Raw genomic sequence first — 11,633 nt, 5'->3', positions numbered from 1 at the left:
ATTGATCGTGAGTTAAGGATTTCACCATGCTAGAGCAGATGGGAAAAGCAGCCAAAGCAGCATCGTGGCAATTGGCACAATTGAGTAGCAACCAGAAAAACCAAGCGTTGAATCACATTGCTGATTTGTTGGAGACGGAGATTGAAGAGATTCTTGCTGCTAACCAGCAAGATATGAAGCAAGCCCGTGAACAGGGGATGAGTGCAGCGCTGCTCGACCGGTTATTACTGACATCAGAACGGCTGAATGCCATTGCTAACGACGTGCGCCAAGTCTGTCGTTTGGCTGATCCTGTAGGGCAAGTCATTGATGGGCAATTATTGGATAATGGATTGCAATTGAGCCGCCGCCGAGTTCCGTTGGGCGTGATTGGCGTGATATATGAAGCTCGCCCGAATGTTACCATTGATGTGGCATCGTTATGTCTGAAAACAGGTAATGCAGTGATACTGCGTGGTGGCAAAGAGACTCACCATACAAATCAAGCTATGGTTAAAGTCATACAGCAGGCATTGGAACAAAGCGGATTGCCGGCTGCTGCGGTTCAGGCTATCAATAAACCTGATCGTGAATTGGTGGCTGAATTGCTGAAAATGGATCGTTATGTCGATATGTTGATCCCTCGAGGTGGAGCTGGGTTACATAAGTTATGCCGAGAACAATCGACTATTCCCGTGATTACTGGTGGTATTGGTGTCTGTCATACATTTGTGGATGAAACTATCAATATTGAAAAAGCGCTGGAAATCATTACTAATGCGAAAGTTCAGCGTCCAAGCGCTTGTAATTCATTGGAAACATTATTGGTACATGAAAAAATAGCAGCCGATTTCCTGCCAGTTTTAAGTACCAAAATGAAAGAGCAGGGAGTGACATTACACGCAAGCAAATCAGCGATGGCATTGCTGCAAGGTGGCTCTGCAACTGTCGTTGAAGTGGCAGAGGAAGATTACTGTGATGAATGGTTATCTTTAGATATGAATGTGGAAATTGTCAGTGATATCGATCGAGCTATTGAGCACATTCGTACTTATGGCACAGCCCATTCCGATGCGATCCTGACGGAATCTTTGCAGCAAGCCGATTACTTTGTGCGCAATGTGGATTCAGCCGCAGTATATGTGAATGCAAGCACGCGTTTTACTGATGGCGGACAATTTGGTTTAGGGGCTGAAGTGGCTGTCAGCACTCAAAAATTACACTCACGAGGTCCAATGGGGCTTGATGCACTGACAACGTATAAGTGGATTGGTTATGGTAATTATTTGCTTCGGAGTTGACTATATCCTACTTTAATTAGATTTTATTGAACTATGTTGAGTCACACTTAATTTTAAGTGTGACTTTTTAATCCATCAAAAATACCTTTTTACACTAGTGTAAATATTTAGTTACTATACTTTGTGCTTAGGCTTAATTTTAAGACTCTTTGGGAAAACAATGAAATGAAACAAACTCTATTCATCGTAGGTGCACGAGGTGCAGGGAAGACGACAATAGGTAAGTTGTTGTCTGAAGCGCTGTCGTATAAATTTATTGACACCGATGAAAGTATCCAGACCATGAGTAAAATGACGATAGCTGATCTTGTTGAACAATATGGCTGGGAACATTTCAGAAAATTAGAAAGTCAAACGTTGAAAGCGGTTAACCAGAGTGAACATGTTATTTCAACAGGTGGAGGAATGGTGTTATCGCTTGAGAATCGCCAATATATGCAACACAATGGTATTGTGATTTATTTACAGGCATCTGCGGAAGTTTTGAGTAAGCGATTATCCCTTAATCCAGAAAATACACAGCGTCCTAGCCTAACAGGAAAGTCCATCATAGAAGAAATGGAAGGAATATTGATTGAAAGAGAGCCATTATACCGAGAGTGTGCCGATTTTATTGTCAATGCCAATCTTGCAACAGAAGATATCGTATTTCACGTTAAGTCTTTCATTTTAAACCATAAAAAAGATTAATTTGATATATCAACGTCGTTTGCGTTTATTTTCTAATTGGCGAAAAAATCTGATATAACAAATTTTCTGTACAACTTATAGTATCACTCTATTTACTCACTTTAATTTTACTAATTATATTTGAGATATGGATATGCTCTTAAATTTTATTCGGCCGCTTGTTCGTATACTCTTTAGGGTTACAATCGAAGGTGATACTAAACAGTTACAACAACACCCCAAATGTATTATTGCTCCCAATCATGTTTCGTTTCTGGATGGCCTGTTAATTGGGTTATTTTTGCCGATAAAGCCAGTATTTGCTATCTATTCTAATATTGCGACCTGCGGTTTTTTCAAATTTATCAAGCCTTATGCAGATATTGTACCTCTGGATCCTACTAACTCAATGGCAGTCAGGACATTGGTGAAAGAAGTGGACAAAGGGCGTCCGATTGTGATTTTCCCTGAAGGGAGGATCACCGTAACTGGTTCCCTTATGAAAATTTATGATGGCGCTGCTTTTATTGCCGCGAAATCAGGAGCAAAAGTAGTACCAATCCGAATTGATGGTGCAGAGCAAACAGTTTTTGGTCGGTTAAAAGGAATTATGAAATTGCATTGGTTCCCGAAAATCACTCTCAAGATTTTACCCGCCATCGATCTGCCAATGCCCGATGCACCTGATTCAACAACACGCCGTCGTTTGGTAGGAGAACACCTCCATGCCATTATGATGGAAGTGAGAATGCAGACGCGCCCAAAGGAAACGTTATTCAGCGCTTACTTGGCTGCGCAAACACGCTTTGGCCGTTTTAAGCCTTGCATTGAAGATGTGAGCTTTAAAGAAGATAGTTATCATTCATTACTGAAAAAAATATTGAATATCAGCCGGATATTAGAACGCTTTACACAAGAAGGTGAACGAATTGGTCTACTGTTGCCAAATGCGACTGTGATGGCTGCTACCCTATATGGTGCTTCGTTAAAAAGACGAGTGCCCGCCCTTTTGAACTATATGGCAGGAAGCAGTGGCATTAAATATGCTATGCAGGCGGCAACCATTAAAACCATCGTAACATCCCGCCAATTTCTGGAAAACGGGCAATTAGCTCATCTGCCAGAACAATTGACTGAAGTCAATTGGGTATATCTCGAAGATTTAAAGGACACAATAACGTGGGAAGATAAGCTTTGGATATTGTGGCATTTGATTTTCCCTTCCAAAGCCATTTTAACTTCGCAAAAACCGGATGATGATGCATTGATTCTGTTTACGTCAGGCTCAGAAGGTATACCTAAAGGCGTTGTTCATAGCCATACTAGCCTATTAGCGAACGTTGAACAGATAAAAACAATTGCTGATTTTACTCCGCTGGATCGCTTTATGTCTTCCTTACCTCTGTTTCATGCCTTTGGTCTAACAGTTGGTCTATTTACTCCATTAATGACAGGCAGTCGCGTATTCCTCTATCCAAATCCTTTACATTATCGTGTTGTGCCTGAATTGGTTTATGACCAAAATTGTACTGTACTGTTCGGAACGTCGACTTTTTTGGATAATTATGCTCGTTTTGCCCATCCTTATGATTTTGCCCGTCTGCGTTATGTGGTGGCCGGAGCAGAAAAACTGTCAGAAAACACCAAGCGAGTTTGGCAAGATAAATTCGGTATCCGTATTTTGGAAGGTTATGGGGTAACTGAATGTGCGCCGATAGTGGCAATCAATGTACCGATGGCGGCAAAAACGGGAACAGTTGGGCGGATTTTACCTGGTATGGAAGCTCGTTTGCTGCCTATACAGGGTATTGAGGGAGGAGGCCGTTTACAGCTACGTGGGCCGAATGTCATGAAAGGATATCTGCGAGTTGAAGCACCTGATCGTTTGGAGTCACCATCTGCGGAAGATGCAGAAGGGAGTAATCAAATTGGTTGGTATGATACCGGAGATATTGTTTCTATTGATGAAGAAGGTTTCTGTACGATCAAAGGGAGAGCGAAACGATTTGCCAAACTTGCAGGAGAAATGATTTCTCTCGAAGCGGTAGAACAAATAGCCTTTCACGTTTCTACTGATGCGCTACATGCGGTTACAACCAGAGGTGATCAAAGCAAAAGCGAGGCACTGGTATTGTTCACAACAGATGCGAATTTAAATAGAAATACAATGTTGGGAGCAGCACGTGAAATAGGGATGTCTGAGTTATCGGTTCCACGAGATATTCGTTATGTGAAGCAACTTCCTTTGCTCGGCAGTGGCAAACCGGATTTTGTCACCCTAAGAGAAATGGCTGAACAGGAGTAAGGAAATGGATATCATTGTAGAGAAACAACCATTACTGACCCGTGGAATGAAATCAGTATTGTTGTCACAATTTCTCTCTGCTTTTGCTGATAATGCTTTGTTTTTTGCCATTTTAGCCCAATTGAAGGCAGAGTCTTATCCTGAATGGAGTTGGCCAGCACTGCAAATTGTTTTTGTCCTGACTTATATCATACTTGCCCCTTTTGTAGGGCAAATTGCTGATCGGTTTGCAAAAGGGCGTGTCATGCTCTTTTCTAATGGTATTAAATTGCTTGGAGCCATCAGCATCTGCATCGATATGAATCCTTTTCTGGGATATACCTTAGTGGGAATTGGGGCTGCAACCTATTCTCCTGCCAAGTATGGGATCTTAGGAGAGTTGACAGATGACGGGCGTTTGGTAAAAGCCAATGGCATGATAGAAGCTTCTACCATTGTAGCTATCCTGATTGGCTCAGTTGTTGGCGGTTTCCTTTCTGATGCGAGTTTAGTACTGGCATTAGGGCTTTGTGCCTTATTGTATGGTATCGCAGTCGTATCTAATTTCTTTATACCTCGTTTGGCGGCGGCTCGTGAAGGCAAGGGTTGGAATCCCAAAAAAATGTTGGTGGATTTCATGATGGTTTGTGCTTCACTTTGGCGTAATCAGGAAACGCGTTTTTCACTGGTAGGTACTAGCCTATTTTGGGGAGCAGGTATTACGCTGCGCTTCCTGTTAGTCGCATGGGTTCCTGTTGTGCTGGGGATTGATGGCAATACAACTCCTACATTGATGAATGCAGTAGTTGCGATTGGTATTATTGTTGGAGCAGGCTTAGCTGCGCAGTTTATTACATTGAAAACCGTGCGTCGCTGTATGCCAGCGGGGATCTTAATTGGGTTCATGGTCATTCTTTTTGCTACTCAGCAATCAATAGTATTTTCCTACTTAATTTTGATCATCCTTGGAGTATTTGGTGGGCTTTTTGTCGTTCCATTAAATGCGCTATTACAAGAACATGGGAAGCATTCGATGGGGGCAGGTAAAGCCGTTGCTGTGCAAAACCTGGGCGAAAATAGTGCCATGCTGGTAATGCTGGGACTGTATTCGGTTTCCGTGATGTCGGGAGCCTCGGTTGTTACTGTTGGCATTGGTTTTGGTATCTTGCTTTCTTTGGCAATTGGGGGGCTATGGATTTGGGATCTGCTTCGGAAAAATTAATTTCTTATAGAATTGAAGGCCTGTTATGGATGAAAAAATCCTGAATCAGCTTAGTATTGAACTTGGAAAGAGATTAAAACAGAAAAAATTATCCGTGACCTGCGCAGAATCTTGCACAGGAGGTTGGATAGCTAAAGTGATCACAGATATTGCGGGAAGTTCGGCCTATTTTAATCGTGGTTTTGTGACTTACAGTAATGATGCTAAGCATGAAATGTTGGGCGTCTTACCAGAGTCATTGGCGAAATTTGGTGCAGTAAGTGAGCAAGTCGTAAAAGAGATGGCTACAGGGGCATTAACTGTTGCTAAGGCAGACGTTTCTGTTGCTGTCAGTGGCATTGCTGGACCAGAAGGGGGAAGTGAAGAAAAACCGACTGGCACGGTTTGGTTTGGGTTTGCCTTTTACGTTAATGAAAACATCCAGACTGTATTATATCGCCAGCATTTTCCGGGTGATCGCAATGCTGTGCGTCTACAAGCCGTCATTTTTTCTTTAAAAACCGTATTGGATGAAATCATAAAAAATTAGCTTGATGCTGTATGATTATACAGTATAATCATACAGCACTTTGGTATCAGAAACAGCTTATCAGCAGTGAGGCAGCCCCTTCATTGCTTGCGAAGGAGTAAACATGGCTAACGATGAAAACAAACAAAAAGCACTAGCAGCAGCGCTGGGCCAAATTGAGAAACAATTTGGTAAAGGTTCCATCATGCGTTTAGGTGAAAACCGCTCAATGGATGTTGAAACCATCTCTACCGGCTCCCTGTCACTGGATATTGCATTGGGGGCGGGTGGTTTGCCAATGGGTCGTATTGTTGAAATATACGGGCCAGAATCTTCCGGTAAAACAACGCTGACATTGCAAGTCATTGCCGCTGCCCAGCGAGAAGGCAGAACTTGTGCTTTTATTGATGCCGAACATGCTCTTGATCCAGTTTATGCGAAAAAACTGGGCGTAGATATTGATAATCTGTTGTGTTCTCAGCCTGATACTGGCGAACAGGCATTGGAAATCTGTGATGCCTTGTCACGTTCTGGTGCTGTTGATGTGATTATTGTTGACTCTGTTGCAGCATTAACTCCAAAAGCAGAAATTGAAGGTGAAATCGGCGACTCTCATATGGGCCTGGCTGCACGTATGATGAGCCAAGCGATGCGTAAGTTAGCAGGGAACTTGAAAAACTCGAATACTCTGTTGATCTTTATTAACCAAATCCGCATGAAAATTGGTGTGATGTTTGGTAACCCTGAAACGACCACTGGTGGTAATGCGCTGAAGTTCTACGCATCTGTCCGTTTGGATATTCGTCGTACTGGTTCAGTGAAAAATGGCGACGAAGTGGTTGGTAGTGAAACGCGTGTGAAAGTAGTCAAGAACAAGGTTGCTGCGCCATTTAAACAAGCCGAATTCCAAATTCTCTATGGTGAAGGTATTAACACTTTTGGTGAATTGATTGATCTGGGTGTTAAACACAAGATGGTGGAAAAAGCAGGTGCATGGTATAGCTACAGTGGCGAAAAAATTGGACAAGGTAAAGCCAATGCCACTATGTACCTGAAAGAACACCCAGAAATTGCATCCGAGTTGGATAAGAAATTGCGCGATTTACTGTTGAATAATACAGGTGAGTTCAGTAGTGCAGCTACGGATTATGTGACAGATTATGAAGATAATGGCGAAGAAGTGAACCACGAAGAATTTTAATTAATTATTCGACTTCCATATTTAATCATAATACCGAGCTAATTTGGCTTTTAAAAACCACATCCATATCGGGTGTGGTTTTTATTTTTACATCTGTTTTCATAAAGGAAATAAACATCCTTGAAATAGGCGTATTGAAACAGGTGTAACGAACAGACTTTCAGAAAATCCTTAGACGAATTACAATGCTGGAAAGCGAATGGATTTATATGGGATTTTACTTCTTATGGAAGACACTCTATCTTAACCCTACTTTAATTTATTCGTGAGTTGAAATGGTGATGCGATATACCACCTTATCCATTCATAGATCTGTTTTTTCAGCTTGATTTCGGGACAATTATGAGCAAAAGCACCGCTGAGATCCGTCAAGCGTTTCTTGACTTTTTTCATACTAAAGGGCACCAGATAGTACCAAGCAGCTCGTTGGTGCCAACCAATGATCCAACATTGTTGTTCACCAACGCAGGGATGAACCAGTTCAAAGATGTCTTTCTAGGATTGGATAATAGACCTTATTCTAGAGCAACAACGGCTCAGCGCTGCGTTCGTGCTGGCGGTAAGCATAACGATTTAGAAAATGTGGGTTATACAGCCCGTCACCACACTTTCTTCGAAATGTTGGGTAACTTCAGTTTTGGCGATTATTTTAAACAAGATGCAATTAAATATGCATGGGAGTTACTGACCAGCGAAGAGTGGTTTAACCTGCCAAAAGAAAAACTGTGGGTTACTGTCTATGAGTCAGACGATGAAGCTTATGACATCTGGTATAAAGAGGTCGATGTTCCGGCAGAAAGAATCATTCGTATAGGCGATAATAAAGGTGCTCCATATGCGTCAGATAATTTCTGGCAAATGGGGGAGACTGGCCCATGTGGTCCTTGTACGGAAATTTTTTACGACCACGGTGAGCATATTTTGGGAGGCCCTCCAGGCAGCCCAGAGGAAGACGGCGACAGATATATTGAAATTTGGAACATCGTTTTCATGCAGTTCAATCGCCATGCTGATGGCACTATGGAACCGTTGCCAAAACCTTCAGTTGATACCGGTATGGGGCTGGAGCGTATCACAGCTGTCTTGCAGCACGTTAATTCCAACTACGAGATTGACCTATTCCAAAACTTAATTGCTTCGGTTGCAGAAGTGACAGGAGCAACAGATCTTACCAATAAATCTCTGCGTGTTGTTGCAGACCATATCCGTGCATGTGCATTCTTGATTTGCGATGGTGTTATTCCATCCAACGAAAACCGTGGCTATGTACTTCGCCGTATTATTCGTCGTGCTGTTCGTCATGGCAACATGTTGGGGGCAAAAGAGGCCTTCTTCTACAAGCTAGTTGCACCACTGATTAAATTCATGGGAGCGGCTGGTGAAGAGCTGAAACAGCAGCAAGCTTTGGTTGAGCAGGTATTAAAAACAGAAGAAGAACAGTTTGCTCGTACTTTGGAACGTGGCTTGCAGTTGCTGGATGAAGAGCTGACTAAATTATCTGGTGATATTCTCGACGGTGAAATCGCTTTCCGCTTGTATGATACCTATGGTTTCCCTGTTGACCTGACTGCGGATGTTTGCCGCGAACGTAATATCAAAGTTGATGAAGTTGGTTTTAATGCAGCGATGGAAAACCAGCGTCGTCGTGCTCGTGAATCCAGTGGCTTTGGTACAGATTACAATGAATTGATCAAAGTTGATGGACGTAGTGATTTTTGTGGTTATGAACATAATTCACAGCAAGCTGATGTTATCGCTATCTTCCGCAATGGCCAAGCTGTTGAGCAAATTCACGCTGGTGAAGAGGCGATTGTTATACTTGATAAAACTGCTTTCTATGCTGAATCTGGTGGACAGGTTGGTGATACGGGTAAATTATCGAATGACAATGGTGTCTTCGAAGTCATCGATACACAAAAATATACTCAGGCAATTGGTCACATTGGTAAATTGACAAGTGGTAAATTGAGCGTTAATTATACAGTTAGTGCTGAAATTGATGTGGTACGCAGAGATGCGATCCGTTTGAATCACTCAGTGACCCATTTATTACATGCGGCATTACGTCAAATTTTGGGAGAACACGTTGCCCAGAAAGGCTCTTTGGTAAATGATAAGTATCTGCGTTTTGACTTCTCTCACTTTGAAGCCATGAAGCTAGAACAGATCCGTCAAGTCGAAAACTTGGTGAATGAAGAGATTCGCAAAAATTCACCAATTGTTACAGAATTAATGGAGCTAGAAGAAGCAAAAGCTAAAGGTGCTATGGCGCTGTTTGGTGAGAAATATGACGAAAAGGTACGTGTACTTAGCATGGGAAGTTTTTCTACCGAACTATGTGGTGGTACTCATGCGAATCGCACAGGTGATATAGGGTTGTTCCGTATATCTAGTGAATCAGGTACAGCAGCAGGGATTCGACGTATTGAAGCCATTACGGGGCAAACTGCGCTAAACTCTGTCTATCAACAGGCTGATTTACTGCAAGACATCGCTCATCTGGTGAAAGGTGATATCAGTAGCCTGAATGAGAAAGTGAAAACGACACTGGACAGAACGAAACAGTTGGAAAAAGAGTTGCAACATTTGAAATCTCAACAAGCAGCTCAGGAAAGTTCCTCTTTGGCTAATCAAGCCAAAGAAATCCAAGGCGTTCGTCTACTAGTAACACAATTAGGTGATATAGAACCGAAAATGCTCAGAACGATGGTTGATGATCTAAAAAATCAGTTAGGATCAGCAATTATTGTGCTTTCTACAGTGACTGGTGATAAAGTCAGCCTAATTGTTGGTATAACGAAGGATTTGACTGCTAGAATAAAAGCAGGCGATTTAATCTCTTTTGTTGCCCAACAGGTTGGAGGTAAAGGAGGAGGTCGTCCTGATCTGGCTCAGGCTGGCGGGACTGATGTAACAGCTCTTCCTTCCGCATTAGCTAGTGTAGAAGAGTGGGTAACATTGCGGTTATAGTTGGTATTGCCGTGAGCAGTGAGTGGCACCATGAAAGTGTTTTTTTATGGTGCCGATGTTTTTTGTTGTGAAATTGTTGAAATGTTGGGCGCATGCTTATATTTTAGCTATCCTATAGATATAAGAAATGTGTTCAAAACTACTTATACTTTAAGTAGATATCATTGCTTTACGTTTTCACGGTGTTTGATGGATAATAGCGGGGAAACCTAGAGACCCGACTCTTTTAAATTTTCAAGGAGCAAAGAATGCTTATTCTGACTCGTCGAGTTGGTGAAACGCTCATGATAGGCGATGAGGTAACAGTCACAGTACTGGGAGTTAAAGGCAACCAAGTTCGCATTGGTGTAAATGCGCCCAAGGAAGTTTCTGTTCACCGTGAAGAAATTTATCAACGGATTCAGGCGGAAAAATCTCAGCCTACAACTTTTTAATTCAAGAATGGCGTCCATGCTTTTTTCAAGACTTGGGCGCTACTCTACTTCCTTTTGCCTTCTTTTTTCTACTTTCTTGTTTTGTAACCCTGCTATGTTTATCTCTTTTTGATACCTTGATTCTATTCTCTCATGTCTTTTTATTTTCTATCTGTTGAAAAAGCGTCGTTCATGAGGCCATAGAGAGGAATAATCATTTTCATAAATTTTAACGGTTTTTAGATAATTTCACTGTTTATAAAACAGCCACTTAGATGTTAAACCAAGCGTTTTGCGTGTTAAGTGTTCAAACGGAAAAAAGTTGAGAAAAATTGTTTGACTTATCAGGCGGGGAAAGTAATATGTGCGCCATCGCAGCGACGAAGAGCTTGATGAAAAGCTTCTGAGTAAATAACGGAAGTGAATATTCGAAGAGCTACAAAGTGGAAACTTATAAGTCGCAGGGTTTAAAAATGGTGAGGTGGCCGAGAGGCTGAAGGCGCTCCCCTGCTAAGGGAGTATGTGGTTAAGAGCTGCATCGAGGGTTCGAATCCCTCCCTCACCGCCATTTAATACGCATCCATAGCTCAGCTGGATAGAGTACTCGGCTACGAACCGAGCGGTCGGAGGTTCGAATCCTCCTGGATGCACCAATTTAAATATCCCGAATTTGGGATATTCAAATTCTATAAAGTCAGGCAATCAACAGCGCCTGAACAGAAGTAGAACATTGACGACGCATCCATAGCTCAGCTGGATAGAGTACTCGGCTACGAACCGAGCGGTCGGAGGTTCGAATCCTCCTGGATGCACCATTTTATATATCCCGAATTTGGGGTATCCAAGTTCTATAAAGTCAGGCAACCAATAGCGCCTGAATAGAAATAGAAAATCGACAACGCATCCATAGCTCAGCTGGATAGAGTACTCGGCTACGAACCGAGCGGTCGGAGGTTCGAATCCTCCTGGATGCACCAGATCAGAACCCCTGCCTTATCAAGGCAGGGGTTTTTCTTTTTATTTCCGTTCAAATATAACATTTGTTTCATTAACTCTGTTTATAATTTGGGCTGTAGTGCGTTGCCA

8 protein-coding genes and 4 tRNA genes are annotated in these 11,633 nt (G+C 42.3%); all 12 read left to right on the top strand.

All coding sequences use genetic code 11. The features are described 5' to 3' along the window. Positions 1 to 26 precede the first annotated feature (26 nt). Complete coding sequence (gene proA, locus Xentx_RS10280; RefSeq protein ID WP_074020152.1) at positions 27 to 1,280, top strand: glutamate-5-semialdehyde dehydrogenase; 1,254 nt, start codon at positions 27 to 29, stop codon at positions 1,278 to 1,280. A gap of 165 nt (positions 1,281 to 1,445) precedes the next feature. Next, positions 1,446 to 1,970 carry a shikimate kinase AroL gene (gene aroL / locus Xentx_RS10275; protein WP_074020151.1) on the top strand — a complete coding sequence of 175 codons (525 nt, stop codon included), beginning with the start codon at positions 1,446 to 1,448 and terminating at the stop codon, positions 1,968 to 1,970. 133 nt (positions 1,971 to 2,103) lie between these two features. After that, the gene (aas, locus tag Xentx_RS10270; RefSeq protein ID WP_074020150.1) at positions 2,104 to 4,254 is read left to right on the top strand and encodes a bifunctional acyl-ACP--phospholipid O-acyltransferase/long-chain-fatty-acid--ACP ligase; all 2,151 of its coding nucleotides are present in this window, start codon (positions 2,104 to 2,106) and stop codon (positions 4,252 to 4,254) included. Positions 4,255 to 4,258: 4 nt separating this feature from the next. Next, on the top strand, positions 4,259 to 5,455 hold the full coding sequence (gene lplT / locus Xentx_RS10265; protein ID WP_074020149.1) for a lysophospholipid transporter LplT: 1,197 nt from the start codon (positions 4,259 to 4,261) through the stop codon (positions 5,453 to 5,455). Between the two features lie 25 nt (positions 5,456 to 5,480). Continuing rightward, a complete protein-coding gene (pncC, locus tag Xentx_RS10260; protein ID WP_074020148.1) occupies positions 5,481 to 5,984 on the top strand; it encodes a nicotinamide-nucleotide amidase in 504 nt (167 codons plus the stop codon). A gap of 103 nt (positions 5,985 to 6,087) precedes the next feature. Beyond that, complete coding sequence (recA, locus tag Xentx_RS10255; protein WP_074020147.1) at positions 6,088 to 7,164, top strand: recombinase RecA; 1,077 nt, start codon at positions 6,088 to 6,090, stop codon at positions 7,162 to 7,164. A 342-nt stretch (positions 7,165 to 7,506) separates the two neighbouring features. After that, positions 7,507 to 10,134, top strand: a complete 2,628-nt coding sequence (alaS, locus tag Xentx_RS10250) for an alanine--tRNA ligase (protein ID WP_074020146.1) — start codon at positions 7,507 to 7,509, stop codon at positions 10,132 to 10,134. A gap of 248 nt (positions 10,135 to 10,382) precedes the next feature. Then, positions 10,383 to 10,568 carry a carbon storage regulator CsrA gene (gene csrA / locus Xentx_RS10245; protein ID WP_010845367.1) on the top strand — a complete coding sequence of 62 codons (186 nt, stop codon included), beginning with the start codon at positions 10,383 to 10,385 and terminating at the stop codon, positions 10,566 to 10,568. Between the two features lie 454 nt (positions 10,569 to 11,022). Further along, positions 11,023 to 11,115, top strand: a tRNA-Ser gene (locus tag Xentx_RS10240). An 8-nt stretch (positions 11,116 to 11,123) separates the two neighbouring features. Next, positions 11,124 to 11,200, top strand: a tRNA-Arg gene (locus tag Xentx_RS10235). An 85-nt stretch (positions 11,201 to 11,285) separates the two neighbouring features. Continuing rightward, positions 11,286 to 11,362 (top strand) — tRNA-Arg (locus tag Xentx_RS10230). Between the two features lie 85 nt (positions 11,363 to 11,447). Next, a tRNA-Arg gene (locus tag Xentx_RS10225) sits at positions 11,448 to 11,524 on the top strand. Positions 11,525 to 11,633: the final 109 nt, after the last annotated feature.

Source organism: Xenorhabdus thuongxuanensis, from assembly GCF_001908095.1.
GTDB lineage: Bacteria > Pseudomonadota > Gammaproteobacteria > Enterobacterales > Enterobacteriaceae > Xenorhabdus > Xenorhabdus thuongxuanensis.
This window is presented reverse-complemented; position numbering and strand designations above follow the sequence as displayed.